Source organism: Bdellovibrio sp. HCB117, assembly GCF_047305915.1.
GTDB classification, from domain to species: domain Bacteria; phylum Bdellovibrionota; class Bdellovibrionia; order Bdellovibrionales; family Bdellovibrionaceae; genus Bdellovibrio; species Bdellovibrio bacteriovorus_B.
This window is the reverse complement of the sequence record NZ_CP178622.1, coordinates 1,998,616-2,020,209: the sequence shown is the minus strand read 5'-3', so window position 1 is coordinate 2,020,209 and position 21,594 is coordinate 1,998,616. Positions and strand designations below refer to the sequence as shown.

Here is a 21,594-nt window from a genome sequence, read left to right as displayed (position 1 = left end):
GCCCCAGTTTGGTAAGAATAACCTATTCAGGAGGCAGTCATGGACAAGCATAAAACAATTCTTCTGATCGAAGACGACCTAGATTTAGCAGAATTGGCCACGGCTTATTTTCGCCAAAAAAACATCACGGTGATTCACGAAGAAAACCCTCTCTCCGCGCTTCAACAGGTGGTAGCTCAAAAGATCACTCCTGATGCCATCATCACGGATTTAAATTTACCCACGATAAACGGGATGGAGTTCATCAAACGTTTGCGCGCAGAAGGAGTGCAAACTCCCATTATCCTCATCACCGTATCAAACGATGTGGACGTGGCGGTGGAGGCCATTGAAGCGGGTGCTTACGATTTTGTCGTGAAGCCATTGCATTTTCCGCAACTATTGATTTCGGCTCAGCGGGCATTTAAGTTCAACATTCTCAGTGCAGAAAATAAAACTTTGAAAGAAACTTTGGATATTAGTAAGGGGCTTCATCCAGAAGGTATCATCGGGAAAAGCGAAAGCATTCATCGAATCATGGATCTTGCACGCCGAGTTTCGAAAAGTTCTTCGACGGTATCTATCACAGGTGAAAGTGGTACGGGGAAAGAAGTTTTCGCCAAAGCGATTCATCGCTGGAGTCCTCGTAACAAAAAGCCTTTCGTGGCCATCAACTGCTCGGCAATTCCGGAAAACCTTTTAGAGTCAGAACTTTTCGGTCATGCCAAAGGTGCCTTCACCGGAGCGGTCGATAAAAAAACCGGACTTTTTGAAGAAGCTGACGGAGGCACCTTGTTCCTTGATGAAATCGGGGACTTAAATCTCACTTTACAAGCGAAGCTATTGCGTGTGCTTCAAGAAAAAGAAATCAAAAGAGTCGGCGAAAACCAAGCTCGTCCTGTCGATGTGCGCGTGATTGCCGCGACTCACAAAGATTTGCGCCTAGAAGTTCAAGAAAAGCGCTTCCGCGAAGACTTATTCTTCCGTCTAAATGTAATTCCCATCAAAATTCCACCTCTACGTGAAAGAAGAGAAGATATCATTCCTTTAGCTGAGCATTTCTTAAAGAAGTTCAACACTTTGAACGGCACACAAATCGTGGGCTTTAAAAAGAATGCCAAAGAGTTTTTGCTGACTCATCCGTGGCGCGGGAATGTGCGCGAATTAGAAAACACGATTGAGCGCGCCGTGGTCTTGGCAACAGGCCCTGAAATCGACGTAAGTGCTTTGACGTTGTTTGACGAGGGGACAGGAAGCTCGGCCATCGTTGATGACGACAAAAAGAATGCTTTTATCTTCCGCTTTGGTGAAGAAGTTTCCTCATTGCATGAGCTTGAAAAGAAGTACGTGCAGTTCGTTTATGAAAGACACAATCGTGCAAAAGAAATGACGGCGAAGGCCTTGGGTATCGATCGGAAAACTCTGTATCGCAAATTGCAAGAAATCGAAACGACTTAATCATGAATCAGAATTCCCCTTCGCGAGGGGAATTCTGCCTCGCGAAGTCTCTCTAGCTGGCTTTTATCCATTCTTAAACTGGTTCACACATTGCAAACTCATCCTTCGTGCTAACAAGGAGAGTAAAGCATGATGTCAATTGTTCGCTTCCTTTTACCGATTTTGCTGCCGATCACACTTGTCGCTTTGTTTGTGGAGGCGCAACAGCCGGACACCGAAATGGCCACGGCGAAAATGGTGGGAGCGTCGAATGTCGCACCGGTGTTCTTTGATCCGGGTGCGAAAGTTTTAACTGCAACCGAAAAAGCCGAGATGCAAGCTTTTGTAACGACAATCAGAGAAACCCAAGAGATCAAGTCGATCAAAGTTCTTGCCTGGGGGGATCGTGAGTACCCAGATAAGAAAGAAAAAAAGGCTTCACCAAAACAAATTGAATTGGCCAAAGCCCGTGCTGAAGCTATCAAAAAATATCTTCAAGAAGACCTGAAGGTTCCTTCCGTGGATATCCACAACATGGCCGAGCGTCCCTCAAAATTAAGCGAGTTTTTCAAAACCGATGACTATGAAGTGAAGACGTCCGCCGAAGCGACAGGAGCCGCGCCTACACAGAATAAGCGCGGCTTTTTCGAAGAAATGGGCCGTTCGACGACGGCCCTGATGTTAGTTGTTGTAGAATAGAATTCATCCTCGGAACTCACCCTGCTGGCAGCAGGGGAGTTCCCGAAGGTTTGATAGGAAACTTGTTCCAGCGTGGAAGATCCACTCCCAAAGCGACTTTCAAAACATCGTTCACGTCATCGACAAAGTGGAATTGAATACTGCGACGAATTTCTTCGGGGATTTCACGAAGATCTTTTTCGTTCTTAGTACACATGATGATCTCTCGCACGCCCGCACGGTGTGCTGCTATCACTTTCTCTTTAATACCACCCACAGGCATGACGCTTCCTCGTAATGAAATCTCGCCGGTCATGGCTAGCTTTGGATCGACGGGTTTATTCAATAACAAAGACGCTATCGAGGTCAGCATTGTGACGCCCGCAGAAGGTCCATCTTTGGGGATAGCACCCGCTGGCACATGGACGTGCACGTCTTTTTTACTGAAATCCATCAATGGGTCCATAAGAACCAATCGTGACTTCAATAAACTCAGAGCGATCTTAGCCGATTCTTGCATCACCTCGCCTAATTGACCTGTTAATAGCAATTGCCCTGAACCCGGCATGGAGGCTGACTCGACAAAGAGGATGTCACCACCCACAGGGGTCCAAGCAAGGCCCGTCACCACGCCAGGCGGTAAAAGACTTTCAATCATATCGGATGAGAATCTTTCAGCGCCCAAGATCTCTTCAAGATCTTTCACATTCACGGTCAAAGTTTTATCTGGTGATTTCACAAGCTTCAAACTCATGAACTTACAGATCGTCGCTATTTTTCTTTGCAGATCTCGAACACCGGCCTCACGTGTGTAGTGAGTTAATAACTTCACCATGGCATCATCGGTGATCTTCAGTGATTCCTCACTTAAGCCGTGCTCGCGAAGTTGTTTTGGCCAAAGGTATTTAAGCGCAATCTGTTTTTTCTCGTCCAAAGTGTAACCCGTAAGATCAACGACTTCCATGCGATCTAAAAGAGGCAAAGGAATGCCTTCTAAAGAGTTGGCTGTCGCAATAAAGAACACTTTAGATAAGTCAAACGGCGTATCTAAATAGTGATCTTGGAAGGTGTTGTTTTGCTCTGGATCTAAAACTTCCAGCATAGCTGCCGCCGGGTCGCCGCCAAAGCCGCGAGTCAATTTATCGATCTCATCTAGAATGAAGACAGGATCGTTTTCGCCGGCTTTTTTAATTCCGGCAATAATTCGACCGGGCAGGGCGCCAATGTAAGTGCGACGATGACCGCGAATCTCCGCATCATCGCGAACGCCACCTAAGCTGACGCGAACGTATTTTTTGCCTAGAGCGCGAGCAATACTTTTTCCTAACGAAGTTTTACCTACTCCTGGAGGTCCAATGAACAGCAAGATCGAACCTTGATGAGTTTTACGCAACTTCATCACGGCTAGATGTTGCAAGATGCGGTTTTTAATTTTCTCTAGACCATAATGGTCTTCATTCAGAATCTTTTCCGCCTCTTCCAGGTCAATTTCTTTTTCAGGAGAAGATTTGCTCCACGGCAGATCCAACATTAATTCCAAATGCGTGCGAATCATCTGGTGTTCAGGTGAAGCGGAATTGATCGTCTCAAGACGCTTCAACTGACTGCGTGCCAATTCCAGTGCCTCGGCAGTCATTCCGGCTTTTTCAATACGCTCTTTGAATTTGGCGTACATATCTTCGCCTTCACCTTCGCCAAGCTCTTCACGGATCACGCGCATTTGCTCGCGCAAAATTGTTTCCTTTTGCGTTTGCTGGAAGTTTTCGTTGAGCTTGTCGCGAATTCCGCGTTGAATTTTTAGGCGCTCTTTAAGTTCTTGCAGGCGATCTAAAAGTTTTAACGTTCGGTCGCGAAGGACATTGATTTGCAAAATTTCTTGTTTTTCCGCGATGGCGATATCGGCATACGCAGCACACATATTGGTGAGCGTGGCCAGATCTTCAATTTCGGTCAGCATGTCTTTCACTTGACGTGTGTTGCCGGGAAGAAGATCTAATAATTCATCACTTAAAAGACGAAGGCTGGATAGCAAAGCTTCTTCTGTTTTTTTATCCATCGTGCCAACGTCTTCAACGCTTTCACTCTGCACTTCAAAAAAACCTTCCTGATCACGGCTTTGCACGACGCGAACTCGCTGATGCGCTTTCACGAAGATATTGTAGCTTCCATCTTCATCCATACGGAAGGATTCCACCTTAGCAAGTGTTCCCACTTGATAAAGATCTTCCATTTTCTCCACGTTATCGTGGGGACTTTTTTGTGTTAGAAGGACTACCCAGTGATTTTCACGAAGAGCTTTTTGCAGGGCAGATATGCTTTTTTCTCTACCTACTCGAAGCGGCATGCTGATGTCGGGAAACAACACAGAATTCTTCAATGGGATCACGGGGATAAAACCTGAGACGTAAGACATCGAGGACCTCTTTTCCAACCCCAAAAGGGTTAATTGTAACAAACATGAGCACGATATAAATTTCGTCAAGTCGGAGGTCCCAATTTCTTACAGAAAACTGAGAACTCCGCAGTTTAGCCCAGGAATGTTCTCGACACTCTTAGTTTAACATTGTGCGGTTGGAATGAAGGGGGCTTTTGCTCTCCCTGCAATAAAACAAAAGGTGCTTAAGATTTAAATCCGTCCACCAAGGCGATATCGCGAGTCAGTCCGGCAAAGGGCCCGCAGTAAACAATCTCTTCAAGCCAGGCCGTCTCAGACGCGACCTCGTCCTTGAAAATTATTTTGGACCAGAAACGATTTGTACTATCCCAGCTATAACCTCGACCTTTGAGATGGTCTTTCGACTCAAAGGGAGCTGAACTCGCAATGACGTGGGCCATCGGTCGACGGGCGTTGCTCAACAATTCAGCCAAATAAGGCTTATGGCTTTTTGAATCTGATAAGCTTAGCAGATAGAGTAAAGCATCAACATCATTGATCGCGCGATGGGAATCGGTAAAGAACCCGTGATAGATATTAAGCAGTTCCAGTTTTGAACTCGTAAAGCCTTTGTTGCTCCAATCAATTTGTTTCAACGAACAGGCCCAAACTCTTTCGGCAGAAATTTTAGATTTGCGATCAATGAACGGACGATCAAAGCGTGCATTGTGGGCGATGATGACGGAAGCCTCTTCCAGAAGTGCATTCACTTGCGTCCAATCAATATTCTGCCCGGCCACCATCTCGTCAGTGATGCCGGTGAGCTCGGTGATTTCTGGAGTGATGGGTTTTCCTGGATCTTGAAAGCTGGAATAGGATTTACCCAAAGTTAAAATCTCGCCGGAATTTCGATTGAACAAAAATTGACGCAAGCCAATTTCAATAATGCTATCTTCAGCCTGATTTAAACCCGTGGTTTCTACATCGAGGACGATGCCGACGCGAACAACATCGCTATTATTTTTAGCCCATTCTGGAGTCGCATACAGGGGAGTTTGTGCTGGACAACCTTCAAGACGCTTAAGAGTGACAGTGTTTCCATCCTCTGACTTACCAATCCAACGAAATGCCACGAAATTCTCCTCGAAATAGGGTCCTCAAAGTTTGGCACATTTTCCCGGGCTTCTCAATATTCATTGCCCAGAGCGAAAACAAAGTTTTATTCTCTTTCCGTATGCCTAAAAAGAATCTGTCTAAACCTGTCCCTTTAGAAGAACTTGGAAATCAGCTTGCACGGCGCGGTGATATCCGTGTTGAGCGCCTGGAAGAACGTTTGGAGCCTCGCGTTCCGTTTCCGCATCGACACGATTACTTTCAGCTGCTCGTGGTGTCCGCAGGACGTGGATGGCATGAGATTGATTTTAAACGTCACGCCGTGAGAGCACCGCAAGTTTTTATGATGAAACCGGGGCAAGTGCATTCCTGGAAATTATCCGCCGATTCACAAGGCTTCATTGTCGAATTCACCGAAGAGTCTTTGCCGAAAAATTCCTTTTTGCTGGATCTAGTTCCGAAGGCCTTGGCTTTGCCTGACGTCTGGAAGTTTGCAAAATCAGAATTTCTGATTTGGAAAAACAAACTGGAAATCATGCTTGATGAGTATGAAAAGCGTCCGTCGTATTACGAAGCGAGTCTGCAAAACCATGTGGGTTTGTTGCTGATTCACGCCCTTCGTTCGCAAGGGGAAGGTGTTTCTTTTCATGGCGGAATCGCCGATAAATTCAAAGACTTGGTGGAACTTCACTTTAAGAAGGAGCATGGCCTTTCTTTTTACGCCAAAGAATTAAAAATTACGCCAAAGCAGTTGTCAGCCGTCCTTCAGCAAAAGCTTCATCGGTCCGCGAAAGAAATTATTGCGGAAAGGTGTTTGTTAGAGGCAAAGCGAATGCTGGCTTATTCCGCAACTCCCGTGGCGGACATCGGCTATGCGTTGGGCTTTGAGGATCCCAATTATTTCAGTCGATTCTTAAGGCAGAATTTGCAGATGAACGCTTCCTTGTTTCGTGAGGAAGCGCAAAAGAAAAAAGGAAACTAGAATTTGTCCATAGGGTGCGCTTTAGCTTGGGCCCCTTCGTTGTGGCTTTGTTCCGCATCTAACGCCACTTTACCAGTGATGCCAACCCATTCTGGAAAAAATACGGCCAAGACAGCGTAAGCAAGGACGCTGATAACCACGATAGCAATGCTTCCCATAATAACAAAACCAGTGCTCATAAAAACCTCAGCTCTTATCATATATCTACCGGTCATTTTTGGCTATGGATAAATCTCTGTTTCACTAGCACTTTTTTCCTGAAACCCCGGATTTTCCTCCTATCTTTTGCGTCTGATTCTTGTTTCAATAGGGTCGAGGATGCTTTATGGCTAAAGATTTATTGGATTTGCATGGTTTTAAATCAGATGAAGTCGAAGATGCGATTGACGCATTTTTAATGAAACTATCCAACTCTAATTTAAAACGCGCTCGGATTATGACTGGTAAAGGGTCTGGGGTCGTTCAATCCGTTGCTATCAAATATCTTAAGATGGCGGGATATCCGTGGCAGTACGAGCGTCTTCCCAATGGAAAACAAAATGAAGGTTGTCTGGTTATTTTTCTTGAGTAGTTGCAAATGAAAAAAACAAATAAAAAAGGCCGAGGGCCCACAAAAGAAGTTCAAGATTTTCTTCATGACGTGACACTTCTTTCCTCTATAGCTGTAAATAAAAAAGCGGCGAAGCAGGCAGTGGGTGAGTATCCCTTCGATGAACAGCTTTTATCAATCAGTCCCATATATCGGAACAGCCGAAAGCTTTTTTTGAAGCAAGGCGGGGTTTTTGTTCCCAGCGTGTGCTCGACCATGCGGTCTTTAAGTTCCCCCGATTTATTTAAGAACGAATTGCAGTTCAGTCCGCTTGCTTCAGAGATGGCGTGGTTTAAAGATCACTGGCAAGAGGTTTATGACCCGGAAGTTCTGGTGAGTGGGATGACCGCTTTCAACCAGATTTCTCTTTATCACGAGCAGAATCATCGCATTCTTTGGAACCTTTTGCCTCGCGCTCCCGAAGAACAGCGTGATTTCTGTCGTTATTTAAATTTTGCAGAAAGCCTGGTGATCACTTTAGATTTAATTTTGGGGGATCAGATCGGGCCGAAATATTCAGAGGCGTTTGAGCGTTTAAAAAGTATCTATCGCCCTGCCGGAGCTGATTCCTGGTCGAAAAAATCTTTAGATCAGTATCGCCGCTATCTTCTTGCTGTGATGTATGTCAGCTATTTAGCTTTGGAATTAGCTCATCACGAAGACATTCCGAAAGCTTTGGATTATGTACTGCCAGGTCAAAAGAAAATCAATAAAGATGCCGTAGAGCGCGGATTAGAGCTAAGCGAGCTCTTCACCTTAAATACGAATCTTCAATGGCAAAAAAGATACTGGAAGCAAGCTCAAGAGCAACTGTTCTTGTATCATAAAAATTCTAAAGAAGACGTGCACTATCTTCCCGAAGACCCCTTGGACTTTGAAGAGGAATTCGTAATCGCACAAAGGATTTTGGATTATTTTCTGGGAGAGGGATCATGAGAATCAGACAAGTGGGATTTTCTTCCCGATTAAAAGCCCATAGAAAAATTCTGACCCTTGAGACCTTGAAGTTCATCGTCGAATATTTTAAAGATCGCGATGCACGGTTGGCGGCTTTGCGCTCGGGAGTGCCAGAAAACTATGCTTCTCGTCAAGGGGCTTGGTTAAAGAAGCATGCGATTGTCTTAGCCGCTATGGAAACTGAAATAGATGACAGAGATCAACTTCGTTTGGAAAAAGCCTTGGCAGAGATCGAAAAGCAAATGGACATCTGCAAAGAAATTTTGAATCTTCAAGATTTCTAATTGCTTTTTTACAGAAGCGTTTCCGCTTTAATTTTTTGAAGTGTAATACTGTCATATTAGATGACGGAGAATCAATGGCGCATTTTCGCAAAAACTCTAAAGTTGAATGGTCCTGGGCGGGAAGTACGGTTCACGGTGTGGTCGTCGATGTTTTTAAAGAGTCGGTCACGAAAACCATCAAAGGTAAGAAAATCACTCGGCATGGCAGCGACGAGAAACCTGCGTACCTGGTTGAGTCGGATAAAGGCAATCAAGCTTTAAAGCTCGAGACGGAACTTCGAAAATCTTCAGTAAAAGCAGAATCTAAAAACGGCCCGAAAATGTTTAGGTAAAAAAGAGGTGTTCCAGAGCGCTTTTCGCACTCTGGAACAAGTTAGATCTAGAAACCCTCTGTCGTGCCGACCTTAGCACGGATTTCCTGATCCTCATCGAAGGGGATTGTCGCCTCGGCGCGGGTGGCCTTAGCGGGCGTTTTAAATTTCAAAACATTGTTACTGCGAAGAACGGCCGCCTTTTTGGCGGGGACGACGGCGACCGCCTTCGGTTGAAAACTTTTTAAATTTGCCTCTGGCTCTTGCGAACCTCCAAAGATGACTCCTTGAAGATTTCCAAGAAGATCTTGCGTTGACTGAGCCAGGCCATTGATCTCGACCGTGGTTGCAGCAATTTCTTCTGCCGAAGCGGCGTTACCTTGCGAAGACTGATCCAGTTGATTCATCGCTTTGCTGATTTGTTGTATGCCCGTTGTTTGCTCAGTGCTTGCTACCGAGATTTCATTGTTGAGGTCTGCGACTTTTTTAACTGAATTTGTGATGTTACTTAGAACCGCACCGCTATTATCTGCGATACGACTTCCTTCCTCAACTTGTGTCACCGAATCTTTGATTAAAGAGGTGATGTCTTTAGCTGCCGCCGCACTTCTTTGGGCAAGGGAACGCACGGCTTCAGCGACAACCGCAAAGCCTTTACCTTGTTCGCCGGCACGAGCCGCTTCAACGGCGGCATTGAGGGCTAGTAAGTTCGTCTGAAAAGCAATGTCATCGATAACAGAAATAATCTCTTCAATTTTTTTAGACGACTGAGAGATTTTCTGCATGGAAAGGATCAGAGCTTGGATTTCTTGCTCGCCTTTTTCCGCAGTTTCGCGCGAAGAAGCTGAAAGTGACGCTGCTTGTTTTGCATTGTCTGAGTTCATCTTCACCATGGATGTGAGTTCTTCAAGTGAGGCGACAGTTTCTTCTAAGGAGGCCGCGGCAGACGTTGAGGATTGGGAAAGACTGTTGCCGGCTTGGCTCAATTGGTCCACAGAAGCGACAACATTCTTATTGGCTTCATTGATTTTGTTAGAGATAACTCCTACCGCATTGGCAATTCTTGAACCTATAAATAGAAGAACGGCAAAGATAGCCAGACCCGCGATAGCGGTGATACCAATAAGAGTACGGAAGGATTTCTTTTCGGTTAATTCCGCAGAAGCAGCAGACTCTTCTGCGACTTTTCTAAAGACCTTCGCTAGGTCACGGTTCCAAATACGAATCACGGCACCGTCTTTTCCGATGGGACCTTCAAGAAGACGTTTTGCCTCGGCGATTTTCGCTGGGTCGTTGGACTGAACTAGCGTGAGGACTTGTTTAATGTTTGCGTAATAACCCGGAAGAATCTGCTGAATCGGCTCAAGCATTTTCTTTTCTTCATCGGACAATGTCGATTCGGTGTAAAGCTTTTCCGCCGCTTGGAACTCCTCGATAGAGTCCGACGCACCTTTGATGAATTTCGTACGAAGTTCAGGGTTCTCTGTCGCCATCGAAGCCCATACATTATATAGAAACTTATTTCGAGACTGGCGCATCTCACCTAAATTATCAAAAGCGGGAACTATAATGTCTGTATTTTGATCTAAAAGTTTAACAATGTCGCGCAAACTATTGTAGGCGACGCCACCTAAAAGGCCAAAAGCGATCAGCGGAAAAAATGCAGCGATCAGCAAGCGACCTTTAATTCCTCGAAACCATGTACTTAAAAATCCATTTTGAGCGCCCATGACAACGTTCCTTTCAAGACTTCAAAACTTTTGTTGGACATGAATTAGTTCGGAGTACTTTTGCGGGTACTTGAATTTTCTTAACCGAAACTTAACTGCGATAAAGGAAAAGTGTTTCGTTCTGAAACGAACATGCACAGAGTGTATGAAGTTTCAGAAACAATGTCGAATCAACCTGAAACGGTTTCTCAGAATGAGACAGTGTCGTAATAAGAATGTGTTAAGGCAACTACAATGCTGTCTCACGGCGAAACACTTTGAAGAGATTTGTCATGTTTTCGTAACAATGACAGAAGAGTGTGTTTTAGATTTAATTTTGCGTCGGATCTTGCTGGGCCTTTTCAATATCGCGAGCGAACAATCTTAAAACCCAGGCATCATTCAGGCGCACCTGTGAATTCGAAACGTTCATGTTTACTTTCGAGCGATAAAGAGGATCATAGCCCAATTTCTTGGCGTCAATCCCGGCGGACTCAAAAAAGTTTTGCATTTCTTTTGCAGCTTCATCAGCGTTGTAGGAATCACCTTGATTGATCGTTTTTTCCATCTGCTCACAAAATGTGCGTGTTGCAGAATCGCGAGCCAATTCAGGTTTCTGCGCGACGGCGCGTGCGAGGTAATGCAGGTTGTATGACTTCTGAAGAATGTCGTCCATGGCGCGCGTATTTTCTTTTAAGAAGCCTCCGGCGCGATAAATCTCGTAATAGAACTCGGCCTTTTTTAAAAGTGACGGATCATTTTGTTCTTCCGACTTCATGATCATATCAACGGCCGCAGACATACCCGGCGCTCGAAAAACATAGCGAAGAATAGGCGCCGCAGATTCCACTAACGGATCTTTTTCACCTTGAGCTAAGCTGTGAAAAAAAGTTTTTGCATTCGCATTCGTGGGATCACGAAGAAGATGACTGTCGGAAGCTTTTTCCAAGTTGTGACAAGTTTCGATAAGTGGTTTTCGTGAGTCGGTAAAGTCTTCTAAAAGAACCTTCGCGGTGTCGTCTGCTAAAGCTTCCTGAGAAGAGCGAGGTTGATCTGGCACATTTTCTATCTTCGCCGGCGTGGAGGTTATCTTGTTTTGTGATTCGTCGATGGCAGAGAGGGGACTGGTTGTGCTTGTTTTCGCGGCAGTTTTCTTTAAAGCAGGAGGAGTGAGTCCTTGTCGAATCTCAAAGATAGAAGGCAATTTTGAAAGTCCCCACACACCTAGACCGACGAATACCAGTGCTAGAATCGCAATACTTGCTCCTAATGTCTTGAGAACACTTTTGAGTTTCATAAGATTCTCCTCTGAAAGTGAGTTCAACCATGCTTTTACGGCACGAGCAATGAGGCCTAAATGATACAGGCTGTTATATTCATTCTTTTAATAATGAGGGGTTGACGCTGCGACGCTTTCAACCTATACCTTAACTTCCTTGTCGCGGGGTGGAGCAGTCTGGTAGCTCGTCGGGCTCATAACCCGAAGGCCGTAGGTTCAAATCCTGCCCCCGCAACCAATAAAGGCTCGAAGGTAAACCTTCGGGCCTTTTCCATTTTTAAGTCTCTGGTTTGCTAAACATCATCGTCCTCTTTGATCGTCGGGATTGCATTGTCTTTTGCAATACTCAAGCTGTGCTTTTTATTTCGCAGGCCTCATTTTTTTTAGGCATGTTAAAGCTTTGGTCTAAGCTAGAGGTAAAGCTTGTAAGGTGCATTGAATGAGTACACGCGAACTCGCCTCTGTTCTAAAAAAATCTAAAGAGCTGGTGCTAAAGACATGGGAAGAACGATGTCGAAGCTTGTTGCCAGCAGCGGGGCCCTTGGCGCCACGAGCTTTGCGCAATTCTCTTCCGCAGTTCTTGGATGAGCTGGCTAAAACTTTAGAATACCCCCAATCGCAACGGTATGTTCTTGATGAAGAAAGCCGTATGGCCAAAGAGCATGGAAAGAAGCGGAGTGAGCAGCTTGAGTACGATCTTTCACAGGTCATTGATGAATACCAAATTCTGCGACAAGTGTTGTTTGAAATATTAGAAGCTGAAACATCCGTCGATGTGAAAACACGGGACATAATTCTTGATGCGATCAGCGTTGGCATACGAAAAGGGGCGGTGGAGTTTGTCCAAAGTCGCAACCAAGCTTCCTTGCAGGCCAGCGAAAATTTGCGTATCAGCGAAGAACAATTTCGTCTGGTTGTTGAAGGCGTGAAAGACCATGCCATCATCTGCACTGACCCTGAGGGGGTTGTTGTTTACTGGAGCCCTGGTGCTGAAAACCTCTTCCTTTGGAAAAGCGATGAAGTTTTGGGAACCAGCGGCTCGCGAATTTTCATTCCCGAAGACCTTGAGCAAGGCAGGGATCGTAAAGAGATGAAGACCGCCGCAGATGAAGGAATGGCTGAAGACAATCGCTGGCATATCAGAAAGGATCAAAGTCGTTTTTTTGCCACCGGCATCATGAATCCTCTGCGCGATTCGCAAGGGAAGTTGATTGGTTTCGTTAAAGTCTTACGTGATTTTACAGAAAAGATGATCACTCAGGAAAATCTACATCGGGTGAAATCGGAAGCCGAAGCGGCCAGAAACACGCTCAACGAACTTGTGATGCAGGCTCCAGTGGCGATGGTTTTAGTGATGGAGCCAGACTACAGGTTTGTCATGGCAAATCCAGCGTATGAAAAAATCGTCGGCCGCAAAGTCGCCGGAAAAACGGTTCTTGAGGCTTTCACGGATGAGGAGGTTGGGCACTTCATACCTCTTTTGGATAAGGTTGTAAGAACCGGTCAACCTTTTGTTGGAAAAGAAATACCTCTCACTCTTCCAGAGCCGGATGGTCATCTTAAAACGCAGTATGTGAACCTTTCCTATCATCCTTTTCAGGAATCTGGAGGAGAAGTTAAAGGTGTCTTCGCCGTCGTACAAGACGTAACGGAACAAGTTGAGTCGCGCAAAGAGCTGGAACTGGCAAATCAGAAGCTGCAAGCCATATTGGATCGCGCTCCCATGGGGATTTCCTTCATCGAAGCCCCTTCGGGTAAGATGATAATGATGAATGATCAAGCCCGAAAAATTCTGGGTCATGAATCTCGAGTCACAGACAACTACAAGCAATATGGGAAAATGGGTGCCATTCATAAAGATGGCACTCCTTATAGCGCGGAAGATTACCCTACGGTTCGTGCATTTAAATACGGAGAAACCATTATTGACGAAGACATGAGTTACATCCGTCATGACGGTAAAACCATTGATCTTTCCGTCAGTGCCGGTCCTATCTTCACTCATGACGGTAAAATCAGTGGGGCCGTCGGAACTTTTTTTGATGTGACCGAACGAAACAGATTGCGAGCGGAACTTGAAGAGCGCGAAGAAAACTTTCGAGCTATTTTTGCGCAAGCCGCATCCGGTATTGCGCGCATATCTACCGCCAGTCGTTGGGAGCTGGTAAATGTTAGACTGACAGAAATTCTGCAGTATTCTGCAGAGGAACTATCACAGAAGACATGCACAGAAATGACCCATCCTGAGGATGTCGAAACCGAGCTTTCTCATCTAGAAGAAATGCGAGCCGGAAAATACGACAGCTTCTCGATGGAGATTCGTTATCTTAGAAAAGATGGCTCTTATGTCTGGGTGATTCTGACAAAGTCCATCGTTCGCGATGTCGATGGAAAGGCGAAATATTATATTTCCGTTATTGAAGACATCACGGAACGTAAAAAATTGGAAGAAGAACTGCATAGGGCAAAACAGGCCGCCGATCGCGCCAGCGCTTCCAAATCCGCATTTCTTGCGAACATGAGTCACGAGATCAGAACTCCAATGACCGCTGTTTTGGGATTTACGGAAATCCTGAAAGATTCAACGCTGACTCAAGCTGAAAGAATCGATGCTATCTCGCGAATAGATAACAGCGGCAGGGCTCTGCTTCGTCTTATCGACGATATTTTGGATATTTCTAAAATTGAAGCCGGAAGATTGGACATTCAAAAGTCGCGATTCTCGCCGGTAGCCGTCGTGTCTGATGTGGTGTCGTTCATGCGGGTTAATGCCGAAAGAAAAGGTGTCTCATTAAGACTTAAAGTCGATGCCAGCGTGCCCACAGAGGCGACTTCGGATCCTGGAAGGTTGCGACAAATTCTGGTGAACCTCATTGGGAATGCTATTAAATTCACATCCGTCGGTGAGGTCTTAGTATCACTGAAAGCTGAAGACTTCCGCTACCTGATTTTCGAAGTGCGTGATACGGGTATTGGTATTTCAGAAGAAGATCTCAAAAAACTTTTTAAACCCTTTGCGCAAGCTGATGGCTCTATCACTCGTAAATTTGGTGGTACAGGGCTGGGACTTGTACTTTCGCGTCGGCTTGCAGAAACATTGGGCGGAAGTCTTGACGTCGCAGAAAGTATTGTCGGTGTAGGGACGACCTTTGTAGTACGTATCGATGCAAAACCTTTTAGCTATACCGAAGGTCCTTCGGCACCCTCAATCCCTGAAATAAAACACGACGGAGGAGCTCGCGCAGAACTTGAAGACGTGAGGGTCTTGCTTGCCGAAGACGTGATCGACAATCAGATTTTGATCAGCAAATACTTGGAAAAAGCAGGCGCTTCGGTGGCTTTTGCTAATAATGGTGCAGAGGCCGTCGAGCTGGCTTTGCAAAGAGACTTCGATATTATCTTAATGGATATACAAATGCCGGTGTTAGACGGAATTAGAGCCACTAAGGAGCTGCGCTCCAGAGGTTACACAGGCCCTATCGTCGCGCTGACAGCGCATGCCATGGCTGAAGAGGTGAAGAAATCTATTGAAGCAGGATGTAATGCACATCTGACAAAGCCCATCGATAAAAAAGCTTTGGTCGAAGCCGTCCAAAAATTTTCGAGATGACCGACAAAAAGGGTGCATCACCCCTGGATTTTAGCTAAATTAAGGCCTTTAGAGGTTAATATGCAGCCAGGATCTTCAAAGCCCGAAAATAAATTCTCTCCTCCTACAGATGTGAAGTCGGCTCTTGCCCAATTCAAAAAACCAAAGAAGGTTGTCGTCACGGCGGGGATGCCGTATGCCAACGGTCCTTTGCATCTTGGACACTTGGCGGGGGCGCACGTGCCCGCGGATATTTACGCTCGTTGGATGCGCATGTTGATTGGGGCCGAAAATGTTTTATTCGTTAACGGCAATGATGATCACGGCTCTACCAGTGAAGTTGCCGCGATTAAAGCAGGTAAAACGATTCGTGAATTTATCGATACAATTCATGAGCAGCAAAAAGACACTCTTAAAAAATATTCTGTGCAGACAGATATTTTCACTGGGACTTCTCGGCCAGAAACTTATCCTTTGCACGAAGAGTACTCGCAAGATTTCTTGCGCCGCCTTTTTAAGAACGGCTTGCTTGAAAAGCGCGTGACAAAGCAGTGGTATGATCCAAAAATGAATCGCTTTTTGCAAGATCGTTTCGTTCGCGGAACATGTCCAAACTGTGGCAACACCGAAGCCTATTCGGACGAATGCGATGTGTGTGCAAGTTCCTTTGATCCCAGTCAGCTTAAAGATCCCCGCAGTCAGTTGAGTGATGCAAAGCCCGAGTTGAAGGACACGGCTCACTGGTGGTTGGACATGTGGAAAGTGGCAGATCCATTGAAAGCTTGGATCGAGACTAAACAAAAATCCTGGCGTTCTGCTGTGGTGCAAGAAGTGATCAATACTGTTTTGATCGGCTGTCGTTTTGAAAATGTGCATGAACCAAAATACAAAGAGATCAAAGATACTTTGCCGAAGCATAAATCTCGTTATGTTCCTGGGAAAAAAGTGGAATGTCTTTTTGATACGAAAGCAGATCTAGCAAAAGCCCAAGAGATCCTCGAAGCTGCGGGCATCCCTTCTTTTGTGACAGATAAGTGGGGTTATCGCCCCATCACTCGCGACGTCTCCTGGGGGATTCCGGTTCCTGCGGAGCTTGATCCTGACATGAAGGGAAAAACTCTTTATGTATGGCCGGATTCTTTGATTGCACCGATCGTGTTCACACAAGTGGCGTTGGAAAAATCCGGCAGAGGTAAGGATCTTTATAAAGAATTCTGGTGTGATCCTGAGGCGACAGTTGTTCAGTTCCTAGGACAAGACAACGTTTTCTTCTACGTGATTATGCAAGGATCTATGTGGCTGGGCCACAAAGATCAACCTCAAGAGTTGCCGAAGAAGGGCGACTTACAGATGACAGAAATCCTGAGCGTTTTCCATTTGATGGTGAACGGCGAAAAGATGAGTAAGTCGAAGGGCAATTTCTACACTGGGGATCAGTTGTTAGAGATGGGCTATTCTCCAGATCAAATTCGTTATTTCTTAGCGATGTTAAGCTTGCCAGTGAAGGCCTCGAATTTTGATTTCGAGCACTTTGCCGAAAGAAATAAATTCTTAGCAGGGCCGATGAACGCCGCCTTCGAAAAGCCGATTTCTGCGTGCAATTCCAAATTCGACGGAAAAGTACCGGAAGGTAAGTTGATCGGAAAAGCGGAAGCGGAAACATTGAAGCTGGTACAGCTTTATCTTCGCTCGATGCAAAAGGGAGACTACTCCACTTTGTTAGGTCAGATTGAGAACTACGCGCGTTTGATCAACTCGTTGTTCTCTCAGCACAAGCCTCATGATGACCGCGCGGAAGAGACGGGAAGAAAAGACGCTCTTTTCACGTGCTTCTATGTTTTGAAGAACTTGATGATTATGCTGGCCCCTTTTGTTCCAGAAACGGTGAACGAGCTTCGTAAATCGCTCAACTTGCCAGAATCTGTTCTGCGCGCCGAAGAATTAGGGACAGGCATCCCGGCAGGTCACGCGATCAATGCCAAAGGGGTGTACTTCCCCGCCGTTGCCGAAGAATCTTCCGAGGCCACTTAATCTTTTCTGACCATATATTAGCAAAAAGACCTCCTACTTTTAGGAGGTCTTTTTTATCTATCGACGATAATGATGAGTGGAATCAGTGTTTGCCATCGGCTTCGCGCATTTTTCTTACGACTATTGCGATAGTCTGCGCATCGACTCGCGCTTTTTTCATAAGGCGTACGGCTTCTTGGGTGTCATCGGAGTCAATAGCCTCAAAGAATTCATCTAGTTTATTAATAGAAGCCATTTGCTCTAAAACCAACGTTCCTTCAAAGTCACGTTCATCCATATCAACCTCTTGTCTCTATTAAACTTGAGCTTCCTAGGAAATTCAACTGAACCCGGGGATCAGGACCGCTTTCAGCCAGTGTCATTGTCCAAAGCAGTCTATCTTTTGTTTAAAAAGGAGATGGAATGAAATCACTCAACGGTAAAATCGCATTGGTCACCGGTGGCAGCCGCGGTATTGGAAAAGCTATTTCTTTGCGGCTTGCTTCGGAAGGAGCTTTTGTCATTGTTCATTATGGAAGTAATAAAGTCGAGGCTGAACAAACTTTAAAAGAAATTCAGCAAAAGGGCGGTGATGGCGTTTTGGTTTCTGCTGACTTTAAAAAATCAGAGGCGGTCGAAAACCTGTTTTCCCAGATAGACAAGATCGCCGTCCGCGAGGGCAAAGTCCATCTCGATATTTTAGTGAACAATGCGGGGATCGGAATGATCCAAGATTTTGAAACGACTACTGAAGCGCAACTTGATGCTTTGCACGCCATCAATATCAAATCTCCGTTTCTTGTAGCGCAAAAAGCCTGTCAAAGGATGAAGCGTGGAGGACGCATCATCAACATCACCTCCATTGTCACTCGTATGGCCAGTTCTTCAGTAGGCGCTTACTCGATGACGAAGGGGGCGGTGGATGTACTGACATTATTTCTGGCGAAAAAATTAGGACCTCAGCAAATCACGGTGAACTCCGTAGCTCCGGGGGTGATTAATACAGAAATGAACGCCGAGGCCTTAGGTCACCCTGAAAGTCGTAAGTTCATGGAGTCTTTATCAGCGTTAGGCAGAGTCGGGGAGCCTCAAGATATCGCGGATGTCGTAGCTTTCGTAGCTTCGGAGGAAGCTCGATGGATATCTGGACAGCGAATTGAAGCTTCGGGAGGATCTTTTTTAGGAATTTCGTAATAACAAAAGTTCAATCAAATCCATAACTTAAGAATTTAATGAAAACCTCCTTGCTATTTCGATATATCGGATTTATATTTTAATTCGATATATCGAAAGATATTACGTAATCCAGACGCAATTCAAGGAGGTCCTTATGCGCGGACATGGTAAAGGCGGTTTTCGCTTCGGTCGACACTCTCATTCCCACCATCAACATCATCCACATCACCATCACGGTATGGAAGAAAAGATGGGAAGGCTCTTAGGGCACGGAGATCTTCGCTATGTGATCCTGTCTCTCTTAGAAGAAAAGCCAAGGCATGGTTATGAAATTATCAAAGCTTTAGAAGAGCTTTCGTCGGGTGCTTATTCTCCCAGTCCAGGTTCCATCTATCCGACACTGACTTTTCTGGAAGAAGGCGGATTTGCAACCGCAACGACAGAGCAAAATAAAAAACTTTATACGATCACCGCAGAAGGAAAAATTCTTCTAGAGGAAAATCGTGATTTCTTAAATATGATTCTTCAGCGATTTGAAATGGTCGGGGAAAGAATGTCTCGTCTCAAGCACTGGATAGGGCGCGATGAAGTTGAAGAGATTGCCAAAGCAAAATCAGAACGCTCTTCGATTCGCGGTTCTATGCACCGTTTGAAGGCCGAACTATTCTCATTTACTGAAGCAACAAAAGAGCAAAAGCAAAAAGTGGCTGACGTTATTGATCGCGCTGTGGAAGAGATTAGAAAAATCAAAGGATAGCGTATGTCATCAAATGAAAGAGAATTGAAAACAGTCATGCATCCCGTAAAGATGCGCACTCTGAAGGTTAAAAATATTCAGCAGATTGCACCTCATTTGAAACGAATTACTTTTTCCGGTGAAGAGCTTGCTGACTTCACATCTTTATCTCCCGACGATCATGTGAAAGTATTTTTCCCTTATCCGGGCGAAGAAACTCCGGTATTGCCAGTTATGACGCCGGAGGGACTCAAAGTTCCTGAAGGCAGTCGACCCGCCATCATGCGCGACTACACTCCTCGCCGCTATGATAGCGAGGCAAAAGAATTAGATATTGAATTCTTTCTGCACGGAAGTGGCCCGGGATCCCAATGGGCGGAACAGGCTCGTATCGGGCAAACTCTGACGGTGGGCGGCCCTAGGGGTTCTAAGATTGTTCCGTATAATTTTGATTGGTACCTGATGATTGGTGATGAGTCGGCAATTCCATCGTTTGCCCGTCGATTGCAAGAGTTGCCGAAGAATTCTAGATCTTTACTTATCGTTGAGGTGGAAAACGAGTCAGACAAAATAGATTTCGTTCATGAAGGTCTGGTAGAAGTCTTCTGGATTTTCAGAAAAGGGGACGCTCCTGGAAAAAGCGAACGCTTAAAGACACAGTTGGAAAGAATGAGGTTTCCAGCCGGGGACTACTTTGCTTGGGTGGCTTTAGAAAAATCTTGCGCCTTTGAATTGAAAGAGTTTCTTCTTCATACAAAAGGCGCTCAAGAGGAATGGATCAAAGCGACGGGCTATTGGAAAATCTTATTATAACTATAGCTCTGCAATCAGTTCGAATTATCGGTTTGATTCCAGTAAGCTATAATTCCTTGCACCGTATACTGCGGTTGTGGTGTGGAACCGCTTGAAAGGTCCGCGTACAAATATACTTTAGAAGTGTCTTGCACTAGCGTGAATCGTCCACGGATATATTCGCCGCCATTTTGTGTAATACTGATTTCCAAGGGGCGCTGATCTTGAACAAATGCATGTGTAACGACTTCACGTGTTCTTGAATTAAGAATTTGAATTTCTACAGCAAGGTCTGGACCGTTAAACTGCCTAGAGGTGATTTGATAGTTTCCAAGGACATAAGCTTGAACAGAAGAAGTTCGTGGAGTCTCATGTAAAAGCTCTGAGGCTTCAGCTTGTACAGATGAAATAGTTAAAAAAGAAAGCACAGTTAATAGAATTGATTTCATAGGAAACCACCTTTCAATGCAGCTATAATACAAGAAAAAGAATAAAAAAAATAGAGGGTGCCGGAAACCCGGCAGACCCCTAGTTCTTATCGCTGACGGTGACAGATTCACCCTTGGCGTTTACCGTCACAACCTTCGTTTTAGAGACACGGATAGTTGGAATCTTGTCGGCCCCTTCGGCTTTTAATTTTTCAATTTCAAAAGGTACGATTTGTTTTGGACCTTTTTTGCCAGGGTGAAGTTTGTATTGGTGAGCGCAGTTTTTAGAGCAGGTGTCTTTTTTAAATTCGACTTCTGCGCAATCCACGCAAATAAGCTCTTCGGAATCACAGCGTTTGCATTCAATCTTGATTTCAGAAGGTTGACCGCAGTGAGGGCAAAGACCGTACTTTGTCGATGGCTGAAGGTTTTGATCTAAAGCCACGCGGTGATCGAAAACAAAACATTCGCCTTCGAATTGATCGTTCGGATATTCCTTCATGTAGTTGATGATGCCGCCTTCCAATTGGAAAACATTGTCATAACCTTGCTTTTGAAGTTCTAAAATTCCTTTTTCACAGCGGATACCACCAGTGCAAAAGATCAGCATCTTTTTATCTTTAGGAATACCTTGTTCTTCAATGTACTGAGGGAAATCCGTGAACTTTTCAATATCTGGATTCAAAGCCCCTTTGAAAGTTCCAATCTTATACTCGTACCAATTGCGAGTATCGATCATCACAAAATCTTTTTCTTCCTTCATAACTTGATTCCACTCTGCGGGAGTCAAATGATGATTCTTTCCCTCTGGAGGCATCACTTCCGGAATGCCGGTTGTCACGATCTCTTCACGGATTTTCACTTTGAATCGGCGGAAAGGAGCTTTGTGTGACTCGGAATCTTTAAAGAACAATTGCGGCGCATTGAAGTATTCACGAATGAACTGCTTCCAAGCTTCAAAAGATTCGACAGAGCTTGCAGAAATTGTAGAGTTAAAGCCCTCAGTGCCTAAAATCACTAAGCCCTTAACGTTCAGCTCATCAGCTTTGTTTTCGAGATCTTTTTGTACAGCGGGAACATCAGAAAGTTTTAAAAACTTATAGAAAGTCGTAACATAATGCTTCGACGTAGCAGTCATAATTTCACCTCAATTGTCCTAAAAGGGCTCCAA

20 protein-coding genes and 1 tRNA gene are annotated in these 21,594 nt (G+C 45.1%); 13 read left to right on the top strand and 8 right to left on the bottom strand.

Annotation, left to right across the window (positions count from 1 at the left end):
• Positions 1–39: 39 nt before the first annotated feature.
• Both ACLWBD_RS09660 and ACLWBD_RS09655 read left to right on the top strand, forming a co-directional pair.
• A complete protein-coding gene (locus ACLWBD_RS09660) occupies positions 40–1,437 on the top strand; it encodes a sigma-54-dependent transcriptional regulator (protein WP_063206939.1) in 1,398 nt (465 codons plus the stop codon).
• A 129-nt stretch (positions 1,438–1,566) separates the two neighbouring features.
• Positions 1,567–2,115, top strand: coding sequence for an OmpA family protein (locus ACLWBD_RS09655; protein WP_413568034.1), 549 nt, complete (start codon positions 1,567–1,569; stop codon positions 2,113–2,115).
• Positions 2,116–2,131: 16 nt separating this feature from the next.
• Here the strand turns inward: ACLWBD_RS09655 and lon are convergent, their stop codons facing one another.
• Both lon and ACLWBD_RS09645 read right to left on the bottom strand, forming a co-directional pair.
• On the bottom strand, positions 2,132–4,507 hold the full coding sequence (gene lon, locus ACLWBD_RS09650) for an endopeptidase La (protein ID WP_063206945.1): 2,376 nt from the start codon (positions 4,505–4,507) through the stop codon (positions 2,132–2,134).
• 206 nt (positions 4,508–4,713) lie between these two features.
• Complete coding sequence (locus tag ACLWBD_RS09645) at positions 4,714–5,601, bottom strand: 3'-5' exonuclease (protein WP_413568033.1); 888 nt, start codon at positions 5,599–5,601, stop codon at positions 4,714–4,716.
• Positions 5,602–5,702: 101 nt separating this feature from the next.
• Between ACLWBD_RS09645 and ACLWBD_RS09640 the strand changes: the two genes are divergently transcribed.
• The gene (locus ACLWBD_RS09640; protein WP_063206951.1) at positions 5,703–6,563 is read left to right on the top strand and encodes a helix-turn-helix domain-containing protein; all 861 of its coding nucleotides are present in this window, start codon (positions 5,703–5,705) and stop codon (positions 6,561–6,563) included.
• Here ACLWBD_RS09640 and ACLWBD_RS09635 read toward each other — a convergent pair.
• Positions 6,560–6,742, bottom strand: coding sequence for a hypothetical protein (locus ACLWBD_RS09635; RefSeq protein WP_063206954.1), 183 nt, complete (start codon positions 6,740–6,742; stop codon positions 6,560–6,562). The genes ACLWBD_RS09640 and ACLWBD_RS09635 overlap by 4 nt on opposite strands.
• A gap of 146 nt (positions 6,743–6,888) precedes the next feature.
• Between ACLWBD_RS09635 and ACLWBD_RS09630 the strand changes: the two genes are divergently transcribed.
• The 4 genes from ACLWBD_RS09630 (at position 6,889) to ACLWBD_RS09615 (ending at position 8,725) form a co-directional block, all read left to right on the top strand.
• The gene (locus tag ACLWBD_RS09630; protein ID WP_063206957.1) at positions 6,889–7,134 is read left to right on the top strand and encodes a Smr/MutS family protein; all 246 of its coding nucleotides are present in this window, start codon (positions 6,889–6,891) and stop codon (positions 7,132–7,134) included.
• 6 nt (positions 7,135–7,140) lie between these two features.
• Positions 7,141–8,088 carry a hypothetical protein gene (locus ACLWBD_RS09625; protein ID WP_413568032.1) on the top strand — a complete coding sequence of 316 codons (948 nt, stop codon included), beginning with the start codon at positions 7,141–7,143 and terminating at the stop codon, positions 8,086–8,088.
• Positions 8,085–8,393 (top strand): hypothetical protein, encoded by a 309-nt coding sequence (locus ACLWBD_RS09620; RefSeq protein WP_063206963.1) that lies wholly within the window; start codon positions 8,085–8,087, stop codon positions 8,391–8,393. Before ACLWBD_RS09625 ends, ACLWBD_RS09620 begins: the two co-directional genes overlap by 4 nt.
• A 74-nt stretch (positions 8,394–8,467) precedes the next feature.
• Positions 8,468–8,725, top strand: coding sequence for a DUF2945 domain-containing protein (locus ACLWBD_RS09615; RefSeq protein WP_063206966.1), 258 nt, complete (start codon positions 8,468–8,470; stop codon positions 8,723–8,725).
• A 47-nt stretch (positions 8,726–8,772) separates the two neighbouring features.
• Here the strand turns inward: ACLWBD_RS09615 and ACLWBD_RS09610 are convergent, their stop codons facing one another.
• Both ACLWBD_RS09610 and ACLWBD_RS09605 read right to left on the bottom strand, forming a co-directional pair.
• Positions 8,773–10,434, bottom strand: coding sequence for a methyl-accepting chemotaxis protein (locus ACLWBD_RS09610; RefSeq protein ID WP_413568031.1), 1,662 nt, complete (start codon positions 10,432–10,434; stop codon positions 8,773–8,775).
• A gap of 310 nt (positions 10,435–10,744) precedes the next feature.
• Positions 10,745–11,710, bottom strand: coding sequence for a hypothetical protein (locus ACLWBD_RS09605; protein WP_413568030.1), 966 nt, complete (start codon positions 11,708–11,710; stop codon positions 10,745–10,747).
• A gap of 143 nt (positions 11,711–11,853) precedes the next feature.
• Here ACLWBD_RS09605 and ACLWBD_RS09600 point away from each other — a divergent pair.
• The 3 genes from ACLWBD_RS09600 to ACLWBD_RS09590 all read left to right on the top strand — a co-directional run bounded on the left by ACLWBD_RS09600 (position 11,854) and on the right by ACLWBD_RS09590 (position 17,312).
• Positions 11,854–11,930 (top strand) — tRNA-Met (locus ACLWBD_RS09600).
• 201 nt (positions 11,931–12,131) lie between these two features.
• On the top strand, positions 12,132–15,302 hold the full coding sequence (locus tag ACLWBD_RS09595) for a PAS domain S-box protein (protein ID WP_413568029.1): 3,171 nt from the start codon (positions 12,132–12,134) through the stop codon (positions 15,300–15,302).
• Between the two features lie 60 nt (positions 15,303–15,362).
• A complete protein-coding gene (locus ACLWBD_RS09590) occupies positions 15,363–17,312 on the top strand; it encodes a methionine--tRNA ligase (protein WP_063206980.1) in 1,950 nt (649 codons plus the stop codon).
• Positions 17,313–17,394: 82 nt separating this feature from the next.
• On the opposite strand, the gene ACLWBD_RS09585 is transcribed toward ACLWBD_RS09590, so the two are convergent.
• Positions 17,395–17,589: a hypothetical protein gene (locus ACLWBD_RS09585; RefSeq protein WP_063206983.1), complete on the bottom strand. Its 195-nt coding sequence runs from the start codon at positions 17,587–17,589 to the stop codon at positions 17,395–17,397.
• Positions 17,590–17,714: 125 nt separating this feature from the next.
• Here ACLWBD_RS09585 and ACLWBD_RS09580 point away from each other — a divergent pair, with 125 nt between their 5' ends.
• The 3 genes from ACLWBD_RS09580 (at position 17,715) to ACLWBD_RS09570 (ending at position 20,016) form a co-directional block, all read left to right on the top strand.
• Positions 17,715–18,485, top strand: a complete 771-nt coding sequence (locus tag ACLWBD_RS09580; protein WP_413568028.1) for an SDR family NAD(P)-dependent oxidoreductase — start codon at positions 17,715–17,717, stop codon at positions 18,483–18,485.
• A 136-nt stretch (positions 18,486–18,621) separates the two neighbouring features.
• Complete coding sequence (locus tag ACLWBD_RS09575; protein ID WP_063206988.1) at positions 18,622–19,224, top strand: PadR family transcriptional regulator; 603 nt, start codon at positions 18,622–18,624, stop codon at positions 19,222–19,224.
• 3 nt (positions 19,225–19,227) lie between these two features.
• Positions 19,228–20,016 carry a siderophore-interacting protein gene (locus tag ACLWBD_RS09570; RefSeq protein WP_413568027.1) on the top strand — a complete coding sequence of 263 codons (789 nt, stop codon included), beginning with the start codon at positions 19,228–19,230 and terminating at the stop codon, positions 20,014–20,016.
• A gap of 14 nt (positions 20,017–20,030) precedes the next feature.
• Here ACLWBD_RS09570 and ACLWBD_RS09565 read toward each other — a convergent pair whose 3' ends face one another.
• Together ACLWBD_RS09565 and ACLWBD_RS09560 are read right to left on the bottom strand one after the other, a co-directional pair.
• On the bottom strand, positions 20,031–20,444 hold the full coding sequence (locus tag ACLWBD_RS09565) for a hypothetical protein (RefSeq protein ID WP_413568026.1): 414 nt from the start codon (positions 20,442–20,444) through the stop codon (positions 20,031–20,033).
• A gap of 79 nt (positions 20,445–20,523) precedes the next feature.
• Positions 20,524–21,561: a rhodanese-related sulfurtransferase gene (locus tag ACLWBD_RS09560; protein ID WP_413568025.1), complete on the bottom strand. Its 1,038-nt coding sequence runs from the start codon at positions 21,559–21,561 to the stop codon at positions 20,524–20,526.
• Positions 21,562–21,594: the final 33 nt, after the last annotated feature.